Genomic DNA, 21,829 nt, shown 5'->3' on the forward strand with positions numbered 1-21,829 from the left:
TGATTAGAAAGCCCAGTCTAGCGACTGGGCTTTTTTGTGTTTGAAATTCCCAAAATTCTCTCTTTGTACCGCGTATTCCCATCAGTTTTAACGATAACTATCTTGTTTCAGTAGCATCACTAATAGAACACGCAGAGCCAGATGGTCGGGACATCCGGGTGGGTCCATTCCACCCGGTGTTTCTGGCGGGCGGGAATGTTGATGTGATCGCCCGGTCCCAGCAGCACCAGCTGCTGTTCCTGGGTTTGCGGATCGGAGAACAGCAGACTGGCCTCGCCTTGCACTATCAATACCCACTCGTGCTCATCCTGATCGTACCATTCGCCGGGCGCCGTCTGATGGCCCAGAGAGACGATGCGCTCGATGCGCAGATGGTTGGTACTCACCAGATCCTGGAAGAGTTCGGTAGGCAGAGGAGAGGGAATGTCGTTGAGCAGATTGCGGGTGTGCATGGATCATCTCCGGTCTGGTGGGAGGGGCGTCCTTGCAGTATAGGAGCGCTGTTTCTGGCAGGCTGGCTCATTCGGTCGGTGGTTGATAAGTGGCAACTGGCACCCTTTGATGCGACTTTATGGAAAAAAGCGGAGAAGTCGCTGCAATCTCGGTGAATTCTTGCTATTTTGCGCAGCCATAAAAGCAAACGATTTCCTTCACACTTCAGGATGAGTTATGGCAACGCAAGATATGGCCGCCCAAGCTGGGAAAAGCGGCTTTTTGGACTCCTATTTTTCCATTTCCGAACGCGGTAGCAGTGTGCGCCAGGAACTGTTGGCCGGGCTGACCACCTTCCTGGCCATGGTATACAGCATCATAGTGGTGCCGAACATGCTGGGTGTCGCCGGCTTCGAGCAGGGCCCGGTGTTTGTCGCCACCTGTCTTATCGCCGCCTTCGGTTCCTTGTTGATGGGGCTCTGGGCCAAGCTGCCGATGGCCATCGGTTGCGCCATCTCCCTCACCGCCTTTACTGCTTTCAGTCTGGTGCTGGGTCAGGGACTGAGCATCCCGGTCGCACTGGGTGCCATCTTCTGGATGGGGGTCTTGTTCACCCTCATCAGCGTCACCGGCGTGCGCCAATGGATCCTGGCCAATCTGCCGTCCGGCATCGCTCACGGCACCGGTATCGGTATCGGCCTGTTCCTGCTGCTGATCGCCACCAATGGTGTCGGCATGGTGATCAAGAATGAAGGGGCCGGGTTGCCGGTCCAGCTGGGCGAAGTCACCTCCTTCCCGGTCATCATGACGGTGCTGGGGCTGGCCGCCATCTTCGGGCTGGAGCGCCGCAAGGTGCCTGGCGGCATCCTGATGGTGATCGTCGCCATCTCCGCCCTGGGCCTGGCTTTCGATCCCAAGGTGACCTGGCAGGGCTTCTTCGCCATGCCGAGCCTGACCGGCGAGAAGGGCTCTCTGGTGGGTAGCCTGGATCTGATGGGTGCCCTCAACCCTGTGGTGATCCCGACCGTGTTGGCGCTGGTGATGACCGCCGTGTTCGACGCCACCGGCACCATCCGCGCCGTGGCGGGCCAGGCGGGTCTGGTCAACGAGCGTGGCCACATCATCAGTGGCGGCAAGGCGTTGACCGCCGACTCCGTCAGCAGCATGGTGGCCGGCGTGGTGGGCGGTGCTCCTGCTGCCGTCTATATCGAATCGGCCGCCGGTACTGCCGCGGGTGGCAAGACCGGTCTGACCGCAACTCTGGTCGGCGCCCTCTTCCTGCTGATGATCTTCCTCTCCCCGCTGAGCTATCTGGTGCCGGCCTACGCCACCGCACCGGCGCTGATGTATGTCGGCCTGCTGATGCTGGGCAACGTCACCAAGCTGGATTTCAGCGACTCGGTCGATGCGCTGTCAGGCATGTTGTGCGCCGTCTTCATCGTGCTCACCTGCAACATCGTCACCGGCATCATGCTGGGCTTCGTGGCGCTGGTTGTGGGTCGCCTGTTTGCGGCCGAGTGGAAAAAACTCAACCTCGGTACCGTCATCATCGCGCTGGCCCTGGTGGTGTTCTACGCCGGTGGCTGGGCCATCTGACGAACACATTTATCGAGAAGGGCTCCTGCGGGGGCCCTTTTTCATGGCTGTGAGCCAGCTAGCAGTTTCCCTCCAGATGCCTTCAGCTTGTTTCAGATTGAAACCCTGATCCCGCTTTTGCTGTTTCAGATCCGAACCGGATCGACCGTCATTTTTATCCCGCTTTATCCCGTTAGACTGGCTCCATCAACCATTTGCCCACCCGTGCGGTGGCAAGCCAAGGAGTGAGCCATGAAGAAACTGATCAACGCCGTCGATGCCGTGGTCCGTGAACAGCTGATGGGGATGGCTGCCGCCCATCCGGAGCTCAAGGTCCGTATCGAACCCCATTACATCACCCGTGCCGACGCTCCCGTGATGGGCAAGGTGGCGCTGGTGTCTGGTGGTGGCAGCGGCCATGAGCCGATGCACGGCGGTCTGGTGGGCAAGGGGATGCTGGATGGCGCCTGCCCCGGCGAGATCTTTACTTCCCCGACCCCGGATCAGATGTACGAATGTGGTCAGGCGGTCGACGGTGGCGCCGGCGTGCTGTTTCTGGTGAAGAACTATACCGGCGACGTGCTCAACTTCGAAACGGCGGTCGAGCTGCTGCACGGCGATGGCGTCAAGGTGGGTTTCTCCCTGATCGATGACGACGTGGCGGTGAAAGACAGCCTCTATACTGCCGGTCGCCGCGGGGTCGCCACCACTGTGCTGTGCGAGAAGCTAGTGGGTGCCGCCGCCGAGGCGGGCTATGACCTGGCCCGCTGTGAGGCGCTGGCTCGCCGCATCAACAACCAGAGCCGCACCATAGGCGTCGCGCTGCATGCCTGCACCGTTCCCGCCGCGGGCAAACCCTCCTTCACCCTGGCGGACAACGAGATGGAATTCGGGGTCGGCATCCACGGCGAACCGGGCATCGCGCGGCGTCCCTTCACCGATCTCGATACCCTGGTGGACGACATGTTCGCCGAGCTGACCGACAACAGCCCCTATGGCCGCACCCTGCGCCACTGGGACAGAGCCGCAGGCTGCTGGCAGGAGGAGCACAGCTTCATCGAGTCGCTCAACAGGGGGGATCGCGTCATCGCGCTGGTCAACAGTCTGGGGGGAACGACCCTCTCCGAGCTGTACGGCGTCTATGGCCGACTCGCCAGCCGCTGTGAAGAGGCGGGCATCCATCTGGTGCGCAACCTGATCGGCCCCTACTGCACCGCCCTCGACATGACCGGCATCTCCATCACCCTGCTCAAGGTGGATGATGAGCTGATGCAATTGTGGGATGCCCCCGTCAATACCCCCGCCCTGCGTCGCGGCTGCTAAGGAGAAACCATGTTAAGCAAGCATCAAATCGTCAACTGGCTGCTCGACTGCGAGCACATCTTCACCGAACAGCGTGACTACCTCACCGCCCTGGATACCGACATCGGTGACGGTGATCATGGCCTCAACATGCAACGCGGCTTCGCCAAGGTCGCCGAGAAGCTGCCCGCGGTGGCGGACAAGGACATCGGCCAGGTGCTCAAGACCACCGGCATGACCCTGCTCTCCTCGGTGGGCGGCGCCAGTGGTCCGCTCTATGGCACCTTCTTCATTCGTGCCGCGGCCAGCACCGATGCCTGCCAGAGCCTGACCCTGGCGCAGCTTGGCAAGATGCTGAGTGACGGGGTGGAGGGGATCGTCTCTCGCGGCCGCGCCGAGCCCGGCGACAAGACCATGTGCGATGCCTGGTGGCCGGCGCTGGCGGCCCTGCAGCTGGCGCAGCAACAAGATCTGCCGCTGACCGAGGCGCTGGACAAGGCGGTCGCCGCCGCCACTACCGGCACCGAGGCCACCATTCAGATGCAGGCCCGCAAGGGGCGCGCCAGCTACCTTGGCGAGCGCAGCATCGGCCATCAGGATGCCGGGGCCACCTCGACCCTGCTGCTGCTGACGGCCCTGCGTGACAGAGCGAGGTTATGACATGATCGGCATCGTAGTGGTCTCTCACAGCGCTATTCTGGCGGCGGGTTTGCAAGCGCTGGCGGCCCAGCTGGGCAGCCCGGCCCGTCTGCTGCTGGCGGCCGGGGTCGATGATCCCGAGCACCCCATCGGCACGGATGCCATCGCCGTGATGAGTGCGATAGAGGCGGCGGACGATGGCAGCGGCGTGCTGGTGTTGATGGATCTCGGCAGCGCCCTGCTGAGCGCCGAGACCGCCCTCGAGCTGTTGCCCGTGGAACTGAGTGCCAGGGTGCGACTCTGTCCGGCGCCCCTGGTGGAGGGCACCCTGGCCGCCGTGGTGGCTGCTGGTTCGGGCCTCAGTCTCGATGAGGTCGCCGCCGAGGCACTGGGGGCCCTTGGTCCCAAGCAGGCCATGCTACCCGCCCAAACGGCGTCAGTGGCTAGGGAAGCGACCCCTGAGGTCGACGAGGGCTGGCTGCACTGCGAGGTGGTGGTCGAGAGCCCGCACGGCCTACATGTGCGCCCCGCCGCCCGCCTGGTGGCGGCACTCAAGCCCTTTGCCGCCGAGATGAAGCTGCAGAAGGGAGACAAAGAGGCCAACCCTCGCAGTCTGACCCGGCTGGCCATGCTCAACGTGCGCCAGGGAGAGCGACTCACCCTGCTGGCTCGGGGGGAGGATGCCGAGGCCGCCCTGGCCTGCTTCAGGCAGCTGGCAGAGGAGCGTTTCGGCGACTGACTTTCATCCAGCAGTGTGTATTTCAAGGGCGCCGAACCCACAGATCTTCCATCTTGTCGGCGCCTTTCAAGACGAAGGACTCATGGTGTTGAGCCTTCGCCCCGATTTTTAAAGAGAGAGGGAAAGAAAATGGACCGTATCATCATCAGCCCCAGCAAATATGTACAAGGTAACGGGGCCCTCGCCAACATTGGTCACTACGTCAAGGCACTCGGCGCCAAGCCGCTGATCCTGGCCGACGCCTTCGTCACCGGGTTGGTTGGCGACACCGTAGCGACCAGCTTCCACGCCGCCGGCATTAACCCCGAGTTCGACTGCTTCAACGGCGAGTGCTCCCGCCCCGAGATCGACCGCCTGCTGGCGCGCTGCGACAAGACCCCGTTTGACGTCATCATCGGCATCGGCGGTGGCAAGACCCTGGACACCGCCAAGTCCGTGGCCTTCTACCAGAAGGTGCCGGTGGTCATAGTGCCGACCATCGCCTCCACCGATGCGCCGACCAGCGCGCTGGCGGTGATCTACACGCCAGAGGGTCAGTTCAGCGAATACCTGATGATCCCGACCAACCCCAACCTGGTCATCATGGATACCGGCGTCGTCTCCCGCGCGCCGGTGCGGCTGCTGGTGTCCGGCATGGGGGATGCGCTCTCCACCTACTTCGAGGCGCGCGCCAACAAGCTGTCGGGTTGTAAGACCATGGCTGGCGGCGCTCCCACCCTGGCGGCGCTGGCCATCGCCGAGCTCTGCTATCAGACCCTGCTGGCCGATGGCTACAAGGCCAAGCTGGCGGTAGAGCAGGGGCTCTGCACCAAGGCGGTGGAGAACATCATCGAGGCCAATACCTATCTCAGTGGCATTGGCTTTGAGAGCAGCGGCCTGGCCGCCGCCCACGCCATCCATAACGGCCTGACCCAGCTGGCGGAGTGCCATCACCTCTACCACGGTGAAAAGGTGGCGTTCGGTACTCTGGTGCAGCTGGTGCTGGAGAATGCCCCCATGGCGGAGATCGAGACGGTGCTGGCCTTCTGCCGTTCGATCGGCCTGCCGACCAACCTGCACATGATGGGGGTCAAGGAGCTGGATATGACGCGGCTGCTGGCAGTAGCCAAATCCTCTGCTGCGGAGGGGGAAACCATACATAACATGCCGTTCAAGGTCACTGCAGAGGATGTATTGGCTGCTATCGTGACGGCTCACCAGTTGGGTCTATAACCAAAATAGCGATGATGTCGCCCTAGAAAGAGGCCCCGCCAGTGCGGGGCCTCTTTTTTGGTCTTTGTCGGCTCGGCACACAAGACGAGTGTCGGTTAGCCGTGGTAGTCGGCGGGATCGATGCCGATGATCTTCAGCCGGCGCCAGAGGGTGGTACGACTGATCCCCAGCTGGCGCGCCATCAGGCTGACCTGGCCCTTGCAGGCGTGGGCGCAGCGCAGTATGGCCTGCTGTTCCAGCTGTGCCAGCGTCAGCAGCGGTTGCCCCACCACCTCGTCAGCCAGCCGTTGATAGCCGTGATGGATGGCGGCCGGCAGCGCCTCCGGCGAGATAGGTGTGCCGCTGCCATGCAGCAGGGCATGCTCGATGGCGCTGCGCAGCTCCCCCAGGTTGCCGGGCCAGGAGTAAGCCAGCAGACAATCGAGGGCTGCCGGGCTGAACTGGCGGGCGGGATCGCGCCCCTGCGCCGCCAGCTGCTGGCCGATCAGGGCGGGCAAGTCGGCCCCGCGCTCACGCAGGCTGGGCACCCACAGCTCGCAGGCTTGCAGGGCGTAGAGCAGCTGGCGGCCAAACTGGCCCTCTTGCACTCTCTGCTCCAGCGCGGCGCTACTGGTGGCGATGATCCTCAGCTTGAGCGGCAGGATACGGGCCGAGTCGAAGCGCTGGATGCGGCCGGTCTTGAGCAGTTGCAACAGCGCCGCCTGCATGGGGGCGGGCAGGTACTCTATTTGTTCCAGCACCAGGGTGCCGCCGTGGGCCAGTTCGAACTTGCCGGCGCGCTCCTGACCCGCCTCGTCGGATCCCATCAGCTCCAGTGCCATCCGATCGCTCGGCAACGCCTGACAGTTGAGAATGATGAGGGGGCCGGCGGCCCGCTCGCTGCCAAAGTGGATGGCTTCGGCCAGTTGCACCTTGCCCACTTCTTCTTCCCCGCGCAGCAGTATGGGGCCCTGACTCTGGGCCGCCTGGCGGGCGTGGCGCAGCAGCTTGCGCATGGCGCTCGACTCCCCCACCAGGGCGGTGAGTTCAGGCACCGTCTGGCGCAGCTGGTTGATGGCGCGCAGTCGGTCCAGCGGGTGCAGCAGGGCGATGAAGCTGACGCCGTCCGGCCCCGGCAGCGGCTTGAGGCTGATCAGCGCATTGATGAACTCGCCCGCCCGCTCCAGGGTCACCTCCACGTGGCTGAGTGGGGTCTGCCCCTCTATGGCGAGCCGCAGCCGTTGTGGCAGCAGCAGATGCTGCTCCAGCGGTTGGCCGAGGCAGAGATCCGGGTCGAGTCGCAGGCGTCTCGCTGCCAGCGCGTTGAGGTAGCGCAACTTGCCCTGGGGATCCCAGGCCAGCACGCCGTCGTCCATGCCATCGAGCAGAGCGTAGAGCTCGCTCAGGTGATGCTGGGACTCCTGCATCAGGGTCTCCATCTGCAGCAGGTGAGCCAGCTCGCGGCCGGCGCTGACGGTGAGGGCGAGATCCCCCACGGTCGCCGTGGCCACCTTGCACACCAGCGCGACTATGGCGACCTGACGGCCATTGCTGTTGTAGACCGGGCTGGCGCAGCAGTGCCAGGGATGCAGCGTCTGGTTGAAGTGCTGGGCGCCGCTGACGCACAGCGGCATGCCCTCCAGCGCCGCTAGGTTGATGGCATTGGTGCCGATGCGCCCCTCGCTGAAGAAGGCACCGAGACCGAAGCCGAGAGCCTCCAGCTCGGCCAGGGTCTCGCCATGACCGGTGCGGGCCAGCAGGCAGCCACTCTCGTCGGTCAGCAGCAGGGCGCAGGGGCGCCCTTCCATGAATTCGTAGAGATCCTCGAGTGCCATCTCGCCGGTGGTGAGCAGATCCCGTTTGCGTTGCCGCAGGCTGTGCAGGGTCTGCCCCTTGGCGCTGTGGGGCGGGTGCCAGAGACTGGTGCTGGTCTGATGGGCGCAGCGCAGCCAGGAGGCCTGCAGATAGTCAGGCCAGGGCTGGGAGGGACTGGTGGAGGTGGAGATGGTCACGGCGGATCCCGGCTGGAGACAAGGCCTTCATTTAACCATCCCTGCTCAACGGATTCAGTGATTTGCTTCAGAGCCTGGCAACATCACCGTTCCCCATGAGGGCGGCGGCGTCGCTAAATTGCTGGCTCAGCCAGTGGCAGAGGGTGCGGCATTGGGGGCTATGTTCGCTCTCCTGATGTACCAGCATGCTCCATTGGGGCCCTTTTACGCGATGGGACGAGAGCGGCAGCAGCAGCCCCTGTTGTCTGGCCGGCAGGGAGAGCAGCTCGCTCACCAGTGCCACCCCTAGCCCGGCGCTGGCGGCATCTTGCAGCAGGCCGGGGTCGGAGAAGTTGAGCCCCTGGGTGCGCAGTTGCAGATCCTCGCCGCCTTTGAGGGTCCAGTGGTGCCAGTCCAGCTCCCGCTCCCCGTGCAAGGTGGTGCGCTCCGCCGCCGGTTGTGCCAGCACTGCCGGCGCCGCCACCGGCAGCAACTTATCCTCCAGCAACAACTGGTGGCGGCACTCGGCCTGAGCATCCAGATCGCTGCGCAGGGCGATGTCGATAGTCTGCTCGACCATGTTGGGGACCTCGTCGCTGGTGAACAGCCAGAGATCGATGCCGGGATGCTGGCGATGAAACTCCCCTAGCCGGGGCAGCAACCAGTGACGGGCCAGGGTGGTGGTGGTGTTGAGCACCAGCTGGTTCGGCTTGCGGTACTGCTCCAGTCGCTGGATCCCCACCGCCAGTTGCAGCAACACATCCTGGGTGGTGGACAGCAGATCCCGGCCCGCATCGGTGAGGGCCACAGATCGCCCCTGCCGGTAGAACAGCGGCTGGCCGAGCATCTCCTCAAGGGAGCGGATCTGCTGGCTGATGGCGGACTGGGTGAGGTGCAGCTCCTGGGCCGCCTGATGAAAACTGCCGAGCCTGGCGGCGGCCTCGAAGCCGCGCAGCACATTGAGGGGAGGCCAGTGTTTGAACATCATTGATTAGCTCCGCTTATCACTTTTACCGAAAATCGATCGTTTGTTCGCCATCGTCAGGGGGAATAGTCTATTCCCATCGTCAATGAACTTAATAGTACCTAATCAGAGAGGGTGAGATGCGCGAGCAGGGAATGGTAGCAGCAGGCTGGTTTATGCCTGCCGAGTGGTGCCGACATGCGGCGACCTGGATGGTCTGGCCGCACAACAAGGCGCTGTGGGAGTCCGGTTGGGGCGTCACCCTGGCCGAGGTGCAGCAGGACTTCGCCCGGGTAGTCAATGCCATCGCCCGCTTCGAACCTGTCATGCTGGTGGTGGATCCCAGTGCCATGGCAGAGGCGCGCGCCCTCTGTGGCGAGCGGGTCACCCTGATCCCATTGCCGGTGGATGACAGCTGGTGCCGGGATTCGGGCCCGACCTTCATCTGCCACCCTGAACTCGGCACCGCCGGTATCAGCTGGCGCTTCAACGCCTGGGGCGGCAAGTCGGTCCACGGCCTGGACGAAGGGCTGGCGCGGCGCATCCTCAACAGCCTGGAGCTGGAGTGCATCGGTTGCTTCCTCGCCAACGAGGGGGGCGCCATCCATGTGGACGGTGAGGGCACCCTGATCACCACCGAATCCGTGCTGCTCAACAGCAACCGCAACCCCGGCATGAACAAGCGGGAGATCGAGCAGATCTTCAGTCGCCTGCTCGGCATCGAGAAGACCATCTGGCTGCCGGGGGATCCGGATCACGTCACCGGCGACATGACGGACGGTCACGTGGACGGCGTCTGTGCCTTCAGCCGTCCCGGCCAGCTGCTGGTGGACGCGACTCTGGATGCAGGCTCCACCTATGGCCGGGTGGTGGCGGAGAATCGCCGCGCCCTGGCCCTGGCGACCGATGCCAGAGGTCGCAGCTTCGAGTGCCGCGAGCTGTTCGAGGCGAGCGAGGCGGTGGACGCCGAGGCCGAGGTGTTCTGTGCCTCCTACACCAACTTCTATCTCGCCAACGGCGCCATCATCATGCCCGCCTACGGTGTAGCAGCTGACGAGGCGGCGGGCGAGGTGCTGAGGCACGCCTTCCCGGACAGGCAGCTGGTGCCGGTGCGCATCAACCAGCTGGCCCACGGCGGCGGTGGCATTCACTGCATCACCCAGCAGCAGCCGGCCTGGCCACTGCAGGATTAAGGATTTGGACTGCCTCGCCGGGTGAGCCTGGCGAGGCGCCATAAGGCAATCAGGGAGGATGGGATCATGAGTAAGATAGTCGTCGCAACCACACAGTTTGCGTGCAGCTGGGAGCTGGAGCGCAATCTGGATATGGCGGAGAGCCTGGTACGGGAAGCCGCCGCCAAGGGGGCCAACCTGGTGCTGTTACAGGAGCTGTTCGCCACGCCCTATTTCTGCATCGAGCAATACCACGGCCATCTGGCGCTGGCGGAGCGGTTCGAACAGAGCGGCATACTGCGCCGCTTCTCGGCCCTGGCGCGTGAGCTGGGAGTGGTGCTGCCCATCAGCTGGTTCGAGCGCGCGGGCAACGCCTACTTCAACTCGCTGGCGATGGCGGATGCGGATGGGCGACTGCTCGGGGTCTATCGCAAGACCCATATTCCCAACGCCATCGGCTATCAGGAGAAGGAGTATTTCAGTCCGGGCGACACCGGTTTTCGGGTCTGGGACACCGCCGCTGGCCGCATCGGGGTCGGCATCTGCTGGGATCAGTGGTTCCCGGAGGCGGCCCGTGCCATGGCGCTGCAGGGGGCCGAGCTGCTGCTCTATCCCACCGCCATCGGCTCCGAGCCGGGGGCGGCCGCGCTCGATTCGCGGGATCACTGGCAGCTGACCCAGCGCGGCCATGCCGCCGCCAACATCATGCCGGTGATCGCCGCCAACCGCATCGGCCGCGAGGTGGCGACCCAGGATCCCGAGCTGCAGATGCGCTTCTATGGCTCCTCCTTCATCACGGATCACAAGGGGGCTCTGCTGGCCGAGGCGGACAGAGACAGTCAGGGGGTGCTGGTGCAGGCGCTGGACCTGGCCGCCATGGCCGAGGAGCGGCTGAGCTGGGGCATCTATCGGGATCGCCGTCCCGAGATGTATGGCGCCCTGCTGAGCCTGGACGGACGCAGCCACCAGGGAGGGCGTCCATCATGAGCCCCCTCACCAAGATAGCCATGGGGCTGACCCTGCTGCTGAGCGTCGGGGCCCAGGCCGAGGAGGCGCAGGAGGAGAAGGTGCTGCGCCTCTACAACTGGTCCGATTATTTTGCCCCCGATACCCTGAGCGCCTTTACCAAGGAGACCGGGATCCGGGTCATCTACGACGTGATGGACAGCAGCGAGACCCTGGAGGCCAAGCTGATGGCGGGTCGCAGCGGGTATGACCTGATCTTCCCCGGCGATACGGTGGCGGAGCGCCTGATGCGGGCGGGCAGTCTGCGGCCGCTCGACAAGAGCAAGTTGCAGCACCTCGGCGACATAGACCCCGAGCTGGTGCGGTTGCAGCAGGCCTATCCCCATGCGAAGGAGGCGGTGGTGCCCTACACCTGGGGCACCATAGGGCTCACCTACAATGCGGACGCGATCAAGCAGAGGATGCCGGATGCCCCGGTCAACAGCCTGGACATGCTGTTCAAGCCCGAGCTGGCGGCGAAATTTGCGGATTGCGGCATCTCGGTCGTCGACTCTCCCGACGAGGTGCTGGCGGTGGTGCTGCACTATCTGGGGCGGGATCCGCGCAGCGGCAAGGCCGACGATCTGGAGGCGGCGCTGGCCCTGCTCAAAGGGTTCAAGCCCTATATCCGCAAGTTCCAGTCCCAGCCGGTAACCCAGCTGGTGAACGGCGATCTCTGCCTCTCCCTTGGTTACAGCGGTGACATGACCCAGGCGAGGCGGGCCGCCACCGAGGCGGGCAAAGCCATCGACTTTGAGTACCGGCTGCCCAAGGAGGGGAGCACCATCTGGATGGACACCATGGCGATCCCGACGGATGCCCCCCATCCTGAGTATGCCTATGCTTTCATCAACTTCGTGATGCGTCCTGCCAACATGGCAGCCATCACCAACAGCACCGGCTATCCGACCGCCAGTGCCAAGGCCAAACCCATGGTGGATACCACCATGACGAGCAACCCGGATATTTACCTGGATGAGGCCAGCTACCAGCGGCTCATTCCGGGCAAAGACATTGCACAATCCCAGATGCGTGCCCGCATGCGAGCCTGGACTCGCTTCAAGAGCAGCCTCTGAACCTCAGGAGTAGAAAGATGTTTTCCCGACGCCATGTATTGAAACAGCTAGTCGCCCTTGGCGCCATTGCCGGGTTTGGCAGCCTGCCCGGTGCCCGCTCGGCCTTTGCCGCCGGCGAGACCAGTGTCGCCGGCCGCTACCACATGCCGGAAGAGTCCTCGCCCCAGGCTCAGGTCTGGGTAGCCTTCGGTGCTAACAGCGATATCTGGGGTCGTAACTACAAGGATGTGCAGGCCACCATAGGCAGGCTGGTCAAGGCCATGACCCCCTACACCCAGGTGTGCGTGCTCTGTCACGAGGAGGAGGAGGATCTGGCGCGCCAGCTGTGCGGCGAGCACAACACCCGCTTCATCAACGCCGAGCTGGACGACATCTGGCTGCGCGATACCGGCGGCGTCTTCGTACAGGATGAGCAGGGGGCGCTCGGGTTGGTGGACTTCAACTTCAACGGTTGGGGCGACAAGCAGGAGCACAGCTATGACGCCAGGGTCGCCACCCTGGTGGGCACACAGACCGATGCCCACCGTCTGCAGAGCGAGCTCATCGGCGAGGGAGGTGGCATCGAAGTGGACGGCAACGGCACCGCCATCATGACCGAGAGCAGCTGGATCAACAGCAACCGCAATCCGGGCCTCAGCAAGGCGCAAGTGGAGGCGGAGCTCAAGCTCAACCTGGGGCTGCGCAAGATCATCTGGCTGCCGGGGATCAAGGGCAAGGACATCACCGACGCTCACGTGGACTTCTACGCCCGCTTCGTGCGCCCCGGGGTGGTGGTGATCAACATGGACAACGATCCCGCCTCCTACGACTACAAGGTGACCCGCCAGCACCTGGCCATCTTGCAGCAGGCGACGGACGCCGATGGCAACAAGCTGGAGCTGCATCAGCTGCCGCCCCCCCTGGGTGGGCGAGACAATAAATTCAGCCGCAGCCCGGACTTTGCCGCTGGTTACATCAACTACCTGCCGATCAACGGCGCCGTCATCACCCCCCAGTTCGGTGATGCCAAGGCCGACCGTTACTGCCGGGATCTGCTGGCCCGCCTCTATCCGGGTCGCAAGATAGTGCAGATCGACATCGATCCGGTTGCAGCAGGTGGTGGTGGCATTCACTGCATTACCCTGCATCAACCTGCCTGATATTCTGCAATGGCTGGCTATGCCAGACTGAAATACTAAATGGGGCGCCTCGGCGCCCCATGTCATTGCTGTCGTCCGATGGCGCGACTGGGTCAGATCCCCGTCATACCGATCTCGTCGAGCTGAACGTGGGCGGGTTGGCGCAGGGTGTAGAGTACGGCCTCGGCCAGATCCTCGACCTGCAACCAGCCGGGCTTGCGCTCACTAGGGCAGGCCGGGGGCGGCACCTGCACCAGACCGGGGCAGAGGGTGTGTACCCGTATGCCCTGATGCTGCACCTCTTCGCGCAGCGCCTTGGCAAATCCCAGCACGGCAAACTTGGCGGCGCAGTAGACGTTGGCCCTGGCATAGCCGTTTTTGGCGGCCTGGGAGGCGATGTTGATGATGGTGCCGTGGCGCCGGGCCAGCATGTCCGGTAGGCAGGCCTGGGTCAGCAGGAAGCTGCCCTTGGCGCAGGTGTTCATCACCCTGTCCCACTCGGATTCCGGCAGATCCTGCACCAGATAGTCGCTGCCGACCCCGCTGTTGTTGATCAGCAGATCGATGGGGCCGAGCAGGGCGCTGGCCTGAGCGTGCTGGGCGCGGACCTGAGGGCCATCGCACACATCCAGTACCAGGGGCAGTACTCTCACCCCGTACTTCGCGCTAAGGCGAGCGGCCTCTTGCTCCAGCAGGGACTGGCGACGGGACGCCAAAATCAGCTCCACTCCCTGACTGGCCAGTGCCTCGGCGATGGCCAGTCCGATCCCGCTCGCGCCGCCGCTTACCAGGGCTCGTGTTGCTCTCAGTTCGTTCATCTTGTGTTCCTCCGAAATGGTGGAGGCATTGTGGCGGGGGGCGACTCGGGAGGGTAGAGGGGAGGCGGCGTTGGCTCGAACTCTGGTTCGGATTTGGGGTAGACAGTTCGAACTTTGGTTCTAGGCTGATGCCGGCAGTTTTTCAAACTGCCGGAGCACAGCCGTTGATCTTGAAAGAAAAACGCCGCCCAAGGGGCGGCGTTTTGCATCATGGCAGCGCCTTGTCCTGAGGCGGCGCCACCAGCTTGTCGCTGGCGGGGTGATCATCTTCCTTGATCCAGGCATCGAGCAGGGTGTAGCCCACCGCCAGCACCACGGGGCCGATGAAGAGGCCGATGATGCCCATGGCCAGCAGGCCGCCGATGACCCCGACCAGGATCAGGATCAGCGGCAAGTCGGCGCCGCGCTTGATGAGGAAGGGGCGCAGGAAGTTGTCCATGGTGCCTGCCAGCAGGGACCACACCAGCAGGAAGGTGCCCCAGGTGGTATCACCGGTCCAGTAGAGGTAACCGACGCTGGCGATCAGCACCGGGAAGGGGCCAATCTGGGCCACGATCAGCAGGAACATCAGCACTACCAGAATCATGGTGTAGGGAATGCCCGCGATCATCAGGCCGAGCCCGGCCACCGACGATTGCACCAGGGCGGTGACCACGACCCCCATGGCGACGGCGCGGATGGCCTGGGAGGCCAGCACGGTGGCGTTGTCACCACGCTGTCCCGCCAGTCGGTGGGCGAAGCGGCGAATGCCGTCGGCGGCCTTCTCCCCCGAGTGGTAGAGCAGGCCACAGATGGCCACGGTCAGCAGGAAGTGGACGAACAGCAGGCCGAGGTTGCCCGCTTGGGCCGCCAGCCAGCGAGCGGTTTGACCGAAATAGGGTGCCAGCTTGGCGAACAGCACCTGACCGCCACTCGCCAGGATCTGCTGCCAGAACTCGAACAGCTTGTCACCGACCAGCGGGACCTGTTGCAACCAGAGCAGCTCGGGGGGCGGCGAGTGGCTGATCTGGGTGCCGAGCTCGATCAGCATGGGCGCCTTCTCCGCCACGTTGGCCAGCGCCATGAACAGGGGAATGACAAACATCAGCAACAAGATGCTGCTCATCAGCAGGGCCGCCAGGGCCCGCTTGCCCCACAGCAGGCGCTGGACCATCTGCATCAAGGGCCAGGTGGCGATGGTGATCATGGTGGCCCACACCAGGGCAGGCAGGAAGGGGCGCAGCACCATGAAGCACGAGACGATGAGCAGGCTGAGGAACAGCACCCCAAGAGTTACCTTGGCCAAATCCACTTTTTTCATAGCTATAGCATTCCCTTTAATGAGGGGTTGGGCCCCGGGGCGTGGAGCCGGGGTTGATGAAACGCAGTGACCACCAGAAACCGGCGCTCAGCCAGAGCCCCAGGCCACCGAGGAGCAATCCTTGTCCCGCAAGGATCAGCAGGGAGCTGCTGGTGAGCTGCGGCAAAGCGAGCAACAGACCGCCGATGCCCAGGCTGACCGACAGGGCCTGCAGGGCGGCGCCGATGGCGGGCGCAGGGTGTCGTTCGAGTGGGAACAGAGTACCCGATACCAGCCCAAGGGTGAACATGGCCAATGCCCCCAGGGCGCTGGATTGGGTGAGCCAGGCACCCAGCAGGCTAAGCAGGATCAGCCCCCACCAGGGAGCCCGTCGGTCGGCCAGGGCGAAGAGAGGTTTGCGCAGGCTCAGCAACAGGGCGCCGAGCCCAAGGCCCACCACCACATCCGAGATGAAATGCACTCCGAGCCAGACCCGGGCCAGCCCCGCCAGACTCGCCAGCAGCAGGGCCAGGGCGATGCCTTGCCAGGCCCTGATCCCCGGCAGCGAGCAGAGCAGCAGGCCCCAGCCCAGCATGGCGGAGGCGGTGTGGCCGCTCGGCATGCCAAAGCCCTGGGCGCTTCGCTCGGCGAGCCGGGGATCGAGGTGGAAGGGCCTTGGCCAGCCCAGTCCCTCCTTGGCGAGTTGTACCAGCAGGGTGAGCAGCACCATGGCAAACAGCAGCCGATATAGTTTTCGCCAACCGAGTAGCGGCAAGAGCAGCAGGGCCACCCCGAGCTGGACGGGGGCGGTACCGAGCAGGTTGCCGGCCAGGGGCCAGAGGGCGTCTGGCCCTATCCACTGTTGCAGGCGCTGGATAAGCGGCAGCTCGGCCCTGTGCAGTGGGCTGCCGCCCTCGCTGAAATCGGCCTGCCACTGCACCGGACTCTCAGTCACCTCTGCGATCCTGGGGCCGAGCCAGTCGAGCTGCGCCGGGAAGCGACGCTGCGCATCGGGCAGCAGGGTTGGTTCGATCAGCCGGGCATTGAGGATTTCGCCGCCGAGATTGGGGGCCAGCAGCAGAGAGACAAAGCCCGAGCCTTGCTGGGCCTGGATGGGAGTGAGGGTCTGGCAGGCGAACAGCTGGGCCCGTTGCCAGCGCCCCAGCTCGGCGGTAATGCGCCCGCGCAGCCCTGTCTCCTCGAACAGTTCCCGCAGCGCCGCCTGCTCGGCGGTTTCGCTCCCGTCGATGTAACCGCCGCTCAGGCTGTAGCGCCCGGAGATCCTGTCTTGCACCAGCAGCAGTTGTTGCTGGTGGCGGATCACGCAGGCGGCCGCGCTGGGGGCGGTTTGGGCGGCCTGAACGACGAGTTGCGGTGACAGCAACAGAAGCAGGAAAAAGAAGGCGCGGATCATGACGGGTCCATGGGGCTGATGAGTGGGGCAAGGGTCACAGAAATCAGCGACTTGGGCAATGTTTTCCCGGTGTACCACGCCCATCTGAGCCAGGGGCTGAGCCCAATCTGGGTCGCAAGCATTGCCGTCGGCCGAGGCAGTCCCTAGTATTGGCGGCTATTGTTCCTTTCATGCAACTCATCTTGGGGCTTTCCATGAGACAGATTGGTTTTTTCTTGGGGATAGGCATTGGCGTCATCCTGATACTCTTTGGCAGCATCGTCATCTTCCAGGCCTTGCCCGCCGCGCTGGATGTGCTGGAGATGCCGAGCCGCATCCCGTTCGTGCGTGAGGTTTACACCTGGCTGATGACCAGTGCCAGCGGCCTCACCAACCAACTGGAGCAGAACTTCCTGGAAGCCTTCCAGACCGTCCTCAAGCTGATACTGCTCATTACCTTCATGTGGGTCTGCGTCAAGCTGGTCAACATGGGGGTGCTGATCATCCGGGCTGGGGTCGACCTTATCCGCACCGCCATCGAGCACAGCGAAGACAAGGTGGCCAAGCCGTCCGAGCAGGATCGCCACCTTTAAGGTTCCACTGCCTAAACGCAGATAAACAACAGGCCACCCTAGGGTGGCCTGTTTGCATGGTGAAATATGCCGCCAGACGTTAGTTAAGCAGTTTCTCCAACTCAGCCTCGGCATCTGCCCTGGCCTGGTCGCCTTGTCCAGCGGCCTGGCTCTCCAGTTTGCTGGCTTCTGCCTTCACAGTTGCTTCCGCAGTGCTCACCGCCTGCTTGGCGGTATCGGCGACGGCCTTGCTGGCTTGCTGCTGGGTGCTGGCGGCGGCGCTGCTTGCGGCCTGCTTGGCCACTGCCTGGGTCGCTTGCTGCTGTAGGGTGGTTGCCGCCCCGCTCACCGCCTGTTTGGCGGTGTCGGCGACGGCCTTGCTGGCCTGTTGCTGGGTGCTGACGGCGGCGCTGCTTACGGCCTGTTTGGCGCTGTCGGTAACGGCCTTGCTTGCCTGCTGTTGAGTGCTGGTGGCGACGCTGCTCGCGGCCTGTTTGGCAGAGTCGGTCACGGCCTTGGTCGCCTGTTGCTGAGTGCTGGCAGCGGCGTCACTGACCGCCCGCTTGGCGGAATCCGTCACGGCCTGGTTGGCCTGTTGCAGGGTGGCGGTGGCACTTTTGCTCACTTGTTGCTGCGCCGCGCCGGTGGCACTGCCGACCGCTTGCTTGGCGGAGCCCGTGATCGCCTGGGTTGCGCTCTGCTGCATGGCACCCATCATGTTGCCGAGCAGGGAACCGCCGGATCCCGTCATGGCCTTGCCGACCCCGCTGAGGGCGGTCGCGGTCGGATTGCCTGCTTGCCAATTCTCCATGGCGCTCGGCCAGCTCGGAGTAGCCGCGGTCAGGTTCTCACCGAACACCTGAGTGGCACCATCGCTCTTTTGCAGCATGACGGAGAGCTGGTTGGTGTCGGCGTTCCACACCATGCCCGCCTGCTTGGCGATGTCCGGCACCGGCGCGTAGCGAGAGACCACGTAGAACAGCGGCCCCTCCTGCTGCAGCTCGTTGGCAGTCTTGAGCAGCTGCATGGTGCTGTCGTAATTGGGGCCCAGCATGGCGGTCATTCTGTCCTTGATGAGCGGCTGCTCGAACAGGTTCGCCTCGTTCGGATCGAAACCGACCAGAGGCTTGAGCAGGGCCCACATCAACTGGCTGGTGGGGCTCATCAGCAGCAGGGGGGCAACGCAGGCGGACAACATCAGACTCAGGCAGGCAGCCTTGAGCAACGGCATGATACGCATCGACAACATATCCAAGTAATTATTTGATTAATAAGGGTATCTGTTACCATTCCCCGGCAACGTCACCTGAACTGGGCCGCCTTTTCACAGCTGGAAGCGGCGGGCGCAGGCAGGCTACCATATTGCCCCCGGAATGCCAGATGAGCCGACAGTTATTGGTCAAGTTGGCGACACTGATGGTCGCTTACTTCTCTCATGCCCCTCGCATCACAGGTCTCTTGTCATGATTAAATTTGGTCTTTGTCTGTTTGCCGTTAGCGGGCTCGCCAGCGTGATGGCCCAGACCCCGCTCAGTCACTCGGTGGGCACGGATCTGGTGCTGCCGCTCGGATCCCTGCCGGAGCGGGTCTGCTGGTATCAGGATCAGAAGTATTCCCTCGGTGCCCGCATCCAGCAGGGCGATGTCTGGCTGGAGTGTGGCCCGCAAAATGTGCAGGAGAGCAATGGCCCCCTGGCCTGGCGTGAGCCTCAGGTGTATCAGCCTGCCGCCCAAGGGAGCCGAAATCGGGAGACGATCAGCGTGGGTCAGTGAGCCTTTTGTTGATCCAGCTACAGACATGAGAGTGATCTCTATCGCATAATGCGGCTCTTTCTTCTCTTGGGTGGGATCTAAGCAATGGCTCGTCGCTCTTCCAATACGCAACGTCGTCGTAGTAGCTGGTGGTATAAACGCCTATTGGTACGGGAGCGGGCAGAGCGCGAAGCGCGTTCCGTTCGGGATTGATATTGAATTGATAGAATTGATAAACGGAGCCCCCAAGGCTCCGTTTTTATTTGTCATGCAGGATGCATCAGGGCTGGTAACGCGTCGCTCTTCCACTCCTTGCTGATATCCAACGTCGTCCTGGTCGCTGGTGGTACAAACGCCTATAGGTACGGGAGCGGGCAGAGCGCGAGGGATTAATGATTAATTGGAAAACGGGGCCTCAGGGCCCCGTTTTTATTTCTTGTTTATGGAGAACGCGTCGCTCTTCCACTCCTTGTTGATATCCAACGTCGTCCTGGTCGCTGGTGGTATCAACGCCTATTAGGTCGGGAGCGGGCAGGGCGCGAGGGCGCCGGGTTCGGGATTGATGATTAATTGGAAAGTGGGGCCTCAGGGCCCCGTTTTTGTGTCGCGTTATCACGCGAAAAGGAGGCCGATTGGCCTCCTTTTTTATTGCCTGTCAGCGGCTTAGCGCTGCAGGGCGGCCAGTGCCAGTTCGATGCGTTTGGCGTATTCCGGGTCGGCCTGCTCGAAGTGCTTGAGCTGAGCCTGGACGATGGCGTGGTCCTCCACGTTGACCAGGGATCGCGCCAAGTTGGCGGCGAGCCGCGAACGCTGACCCTCGTCCATGATGCGGAACAGGTTGCCAGGCTGGCTGTAGTAGTCGTCATCGTAGTCGCGGAAGTTGTAGTGCAGGGCGGCGCCTTCCAGGCTCAGCGCCGGCTCGTGCTGCTCGCTCGGGGTCTGGGTGCCGAAGCGGTTCGGCTGATAGTTCGGGCTGGCGCCGCCGTTGCTGTCCGCTCGCATGGCACCGTCACGATGGGCACCGCTGAACGGGCAGCGCGGGGCGTTGACCGGCAGCAGACCGTGGTTGACCCCGAGGCGGTAGCGCTGGGTGTCACCGTAGGAGAACAGCCGCCCTTGCAGCATGCGATCCGGCGAGAAGCCGATGCCGGGCACCACGTTGGCCGGGGTGAAGGCTGCTTGCTCCACGTGGGCGAAGTAGTTGTCCGGGTTCTTGTTGAGCTCCAGCACCCCGACCGGGATCAGCGGGTAATCCTTGTGGGGCCACACCTTGGTGAGATCGAAGGGGTGGATCTCGTAGGTATGGGCCTCGGCCTCCGGCATGATCTGCACATGGACCTTCCAGCGCGGGAAGTCGCCCCGCTCGATGGCGTTGAACAGGTCGGCCTGGCTGGTCTCCCTGTCCTGACCGACGGCGGCGGCGGCCTCTTCATCGGTGTAGAAGCTGTGGCCCTGCTCGGTCTTGAAGTGGAACTTGACCCAGAAGCGCTCGTTGGCGTCGTTGATGAAGCTGAAGGTGTGGCTGCCGTAGCCGTTCATCTCCCGCAGGCTCTTCGGGATGCCGCGGTCGCTGAACAAGGTGGTGATCTGGTGCAGGGATTCCGGGTGGCGGGACCAGAAGTCCCAGGCGGCGGTGGCGCTGCGCAGGTTGGTGCGGGGATCCCGCTTCTGGGTGTGGATAAAGTCCGGGAATTTGAGCGGATCGCGAATGAAGAACACCGGGGTGTTGTTGCCCACCAGATCCCAGTTGCCCTGTTCGGTGTAGAACTTCAGGGCGAAGCCGCGCACGTCGCGCTCCGCATCGGCGGCCCCCTTCTCGCCGGCGACGGTGGAGAAGCGCAGGAACACCGGGGTCTGCTTGCCGACGGTGTTGAACAAGTCCGCCTTGCTGAACTGGCTGATGTCGTGGGTCACGGTGAAGGTGCCGTAGGCGCCCGAGCCCTTGGCGTGCACCACCCGCTCCGGGATGCGCTCGCGGTCGAAGTGGGCCAGTTTTTCCATCAACCAGATGTCTTGCATCAGTACAGGGCCACGGGGGCCGGCGGTCAGGCTGTTGTTGTTATCGACGACGGGGGCGCCGTTGGCGCTGTGCAGGGTCTTGTCGGTCATGGTGCTGCTCCTTGTGATGATGGAGGCACGATACGGCAGGGGGCACGAGCGGGGCCAATCGGTCATGTCTAAGTGTTTGATAGCTGGCGCTAATGGAGTTGGCGACGGGTGCAAAGGGCGCTATGTTGGACAAAGGTTCACGCAGCAGGGAGGAGAGGAAATGGTCGATATCAGGATCCGTCAGACGGAGGCCGGCGATGCCCAGGGGCTGCGGGATCTCTATGCCATGCCAAAAGCCCAGGCGGGTACCCTGCAGATGCCCCATCCGACCCTGGCCATGTGGCAGCAACGGCTGGCGGAGCACAGCGGCTACGGCCTGGTGGCCATAGTGGATGAGCTGCTGGTGGGGGATCTCAGGCTCTGGCTGGAGGCCAACCCGCGGCGTCGCCATGTGGCTTCTTTTGGCATGGGGGTGCGCGATGACTGGGCCGGCCGCGGCGTGGGCTCGGCCCTGCTGGGGGCGGCGGTGGATCTGGCGGACAACTGGCTCAACCTGCAACGGCTCGAGCTGACCGTCTATAGCGACAACGCGGCCGCCATCGCACTCTATCGCAAGCATGGCTTCGAGCAGGAGGGCTGCTCCCCCGCCTATGCGTTTCGCGAGGGACGCTTCGTCGATGCCCTGCATATGGGGCGGGTCCGCCTGCCGTGAGCGCGAGTGAGAGTGAGATTGTCATAAGAGTAAGCCTGCCATGACTGACTG

The 21,829-nt window shown here is 63.5% G+C and carries 20 protein-coding genes; 12 read left to right on the forward strand and 8 right to left on the reverse strand.

All coding sequences use genetic code 11. The features are described 5' to 3' along the window. Window positions 1-119: 119 nt before the first annotated feature. The gene (locus BN1137_RS00965; RefSeq protein ID WP_050716812.1) at window positions 120-452 is read right to left on the reverse strand and encodes a cupin domain-containing protein; all 333 of its coding nucleotides are present in this window, start codon (window positions 450-452) and stop codon (window positions 120-122) included. A 217-nt stretch (window positions 453-669) separates the two neighbouring features. Here BN1137_RS00965 and BN1137_RS00970 point away from each other — a divergent pair, with 217 nt between their 5' ends. The 5 genes from BN1137_RS00970 to BN1137_RS00990 all read left to right on the forward strand — a co-directional run bounded on the left by BN1137_RS00970 (window position 670) and on the right by BN1137_RS00990 (window position 5,899). Then, window positions 670-2,028 carry an NCS2 family permease gene (locus tag BN1137_RS00970; RefSeq protein WP_050716813.1) on the forward strand — a complete coding sequence of 453 codons (1,359 nt, stop codon included), beginning with the start codon at window positions 670-672 and terminating at the stop codon, window positions 2,026-2,028. Between the two features lie 231 nt (window positions 2,029-2,259). Further along, window positions 2,260-3,330: a dihydroxyacetone kinase subunit DhaK gene (dhaK, locus tag BN1137_RS00975; protein WP_050716814.1), complete on the forward strand. Its 1,071-nt coding sequence runs from the start codon at window positions 2,260-2,262 to the stop codon at window positions 3,328-3,330. Between the two features lie 9 nt (window positions 3,331-3,339). Continuing rightward, the gene (gene dhaL / locus BN1137_RS00980) at window positions 3,340-3,969 is read left to right on the forward strand and encodes a dihydroxyacetone kinase subunit DhaL (protein WP_050716815.1); all 630 of its coding nucleotides are present in this window, start codon (window positions 3,340-3,342) and stop codon (window positions 3,967-3,969) included. A 1-nt stretch (window position 3,970) separates the two neighbouring features. Next, window positions 3,971-4,687: a dihydroxyacetone kinase phosphoryl donor subunit DhaM gene (gene dhaM, locus BN1137_RS00985; protein WP_050716816.1), complete on the forward strand. Its 717-nt coding sequence runs from the start codon at window positions 3,971-3,973 to the stop codon at window positions 4,685-4,687. Between the two features lie 129 nt (window positions 4,688-4,816). Next, window positions 4,817-5,899, forward strand: a complete 1,083-nt coding sequence (locus BN1137_RS00990) for a glycerol dehydrogenase (RefSeq protein WP_050716817.1) — start codon at window positions 4,817-4,819, stop codon at window positions 5,897-5,899. Between the two features lie 95 nt (window positions 5,900-5,994). Here BN1137_RS00990 and dhaR read toward each other — a convergent pair whose 3' ends face one another. Further along, window positions 5,995-7,890 carry a dihydroxyacetone kinase operon transcriptional regulator DhaR gene (gene dhaR / locus BN1137_RS00995; RefSeq protein WP_050716818.1) on the reverse strand — a complete coding sequence of 632 codons (1,896 nt, stop codon included), beginning with the start codon at window positions 7,888-7,890 and terminating at the stop codon, window positions 5,995-5,997. A 67-nt stretch (window positions 7,891-7,957) separates the two neighbouring features. Then, on the reverse strand, window positions 7,958-8,857 hold the full coding sequence (locus BN1137_RS01000) for a LysR substrate-binding domain-containing protein (RefSeq protein ID WP_050716819.1): 900 nt from the start codon (window positions 8,855-8,857) through the stop codon (window positions 7,958-7,960). A 116-nt stretch (window positions 8,858-8,973) separates the two neighbouring features. Between BN1137_RS01000 and BN1137_RS01005 the strand changes: the two genes are divergently transcribed. The 4 genes from BN1137_RS01005 to BN1137_RS01020 all read left to right on the forward strand — a co-directional run bounded on the left by BN1137_RS01005 (window position 8,974) and on the right by BN1137_RS01020 (window position 13,225). Continuing rightward, window positions 8,974-10,026: an agmatine deiminase family protein gene (locus BN1137_RS01005; RefSeq protein WP_050716820.1), complete on the forward strand. Its 1,053-nt coding sequence runs from the start codon at window positions 8,974-8,976 to the stop codon at window positions 10,024-10,026. Between the two features lie 66 nt (window positions 10,027-10,092). Further along, complete coding sequence (aguB, locus tag BN1137_RS01010) at window positions 10,093-10,992, forward strand: N-carbamoylputrescine amidase (RefSeq protein ID WP_050716821.1); 900 nt, start codon at window positions 10,093-10,095, stop codon at window positions 10,990-10,992. Continuing rightward, window positions 10,989-12,086, forward strand: coding sequence for an extracellular solute-binding protein (locus tag BN1137_RS01015; RefSeq protein WP_050716822.1), 1,098 nt, complete (start codon window positions 10,989-10,991; stop codon window positions 12,084-12,086). Before aguB ends, BN1137_RS01015 begins: the two co-directional genes overlap by 4 nt. A gap of 17 nt (window positions 12,087-12,103) precedes the next feature. Next, the gene (locus BN1137_RS01020; protein ID WP_050716823.1) at window positions 12,104-13,225 is read left to right on the forward strand and encodes an agmatine deiminase family protein; all 1,122 of its coding nucleotides are present in this window, start codon (window positions 12,104-12,106) and stop codon (window positions 13,223-13,225) included. 92 nt (window positions 13,226-13,317) lie between these two features. On the opposite strand, the gene BN1137_RS01025 is transcribed toward BN1137_RS01020, so the two are convergent. From BN1137_RS01025 to BN1137_RS01035, 3 genes are all read right to left on the reverse strand, one after another. Beyond that, window positions 13,318-14,022, reverse strand: a complete 705-nt coding sequence (locus tag BN1137_RS01025) for an SDR family oxidoreductase (protein WP_050716824.1) — start codon at window positions 14,020-14,022, stop codon at window positions 13,318-13,320. Between the two features lie 208 nt (window positions 14,023-14,230). Beyond that, window positions 14,231-15,328, reverse strand: a complete 1,098-nt coding sequence (gene ydiK / locus BN1137_RS01030) for an AI-2E family transporter YdiK (RefSeq protein ID WP_050716825.1) — start codon at window positions 15,326-15,328, stop codon at window positions 14,231-14,233. A 10-nt stretch (window positions 15,329-15,338) separates the two neighbouring features. Next, on the reverse strand, window positions 15,339-16,715 hold the full coding sequence (locus tag BN1137_RS01035) for a bifunctional NUDIX hydrolase/phosphatase PAP2 family protein (protein ID WP_050716826.1): 1,377 nt from the start codon (window positions 16,713-16,715) through the stop codon (window positions 15,339-15,341). 194 nt (window positions 16,716-16,909) lie between these two features. On the opposite strand from BN1137_RS01035, the gene BN1137_RS01040 reads away from it, so the two are divergent. Continuing rightward, window positions 16,910-17,287 (forward strand): hypothetical protein, encoded by a 378-nt coding sequence (locus BN1137_RS01040; protein ID WP_050716875.1) that lies wholly within the window; start codon window positions 16,910-16,912, stop codon window positions 17,285-17,287. A gap of 79 nt (window positions 17,288-17,366) precedes the next feature. On the opposite strand, the gene BN1137_RS01045 is transcribed toward BN1137_RS01040, so the two are convergent. Continuing rightward, window positions 17,367-18,506, reverse strand: a complete 1,140-nt coding sequence (locus BN1137_RS01045) for a hypothetical protein (protein ID WP_050716827.1) — start codon at window positions 18,504-18,506, stop codon at window positions 17,367-17,369. A 223-nt stretch (window positions 18,507-18,729) separates the two neighbouring features. Here BN1137_RS01045 and BN1137_RS01050 point away from each other — a divergent pair, with 223 nt between their 5' ends. Then, complete coding sequence (locus BN1137_RS01050) at window positions 18,730-19,038, forward strand: YnjH family protein (RefSeq protein ID WP_050716828.1); 309 nt, start codon at window positions 18,730-18,732, stop codon at window positions 19,036-19,038. Window positions 19,039-19,680: 642 nt separating this feature from the next. Here BN1137_RS01050 and BN1137_RS01055 read toward each other — a convergent pair. Next, window positions 19,681-21,126 carry a catalase gene (locus tag BN1137_RS01055; RefSeq protein WP_050716829.1) on the reverse strand — a complete coding sequence of 482 codons (1,446 nt, stop codon included), beginning with the start codon at window positions 21,124-21,126 and terminating at the stop codon, window positions 19,681-19,683. A gap of 160 nt (window positions 21,127-21,286) precedes the next feature. Between BN1137_RS01055 and BN1137_RS01060 the strand changes: the two genes are divergently transcribed. Continuing rightward, window positions 21,287-21,778: a GNAT family N-acetyltransferase gene (locus tag BN1137_RS01060; protein ID WP_050716830.1), complete on the forward strand. Its 492-nt coding sequence runs from the start codon at window positions 21,287-21,289 to the stop codon at window positions 21,776-21,778. The last annotated feature ends 51 nt before the right edge of the window (window positions 21,779-21,829 follow it).

It is taken from the genome of Aeromonas tecta, from assembly GCF_000820185.1.
GTDB classification, from domain to species: domain Bacteria; phylum Pseudomonadota; class Gammaproteobacteria; order Enterobacterales; family Aeromonadaceae; genus Aeromonas; species Aeromonas tecta.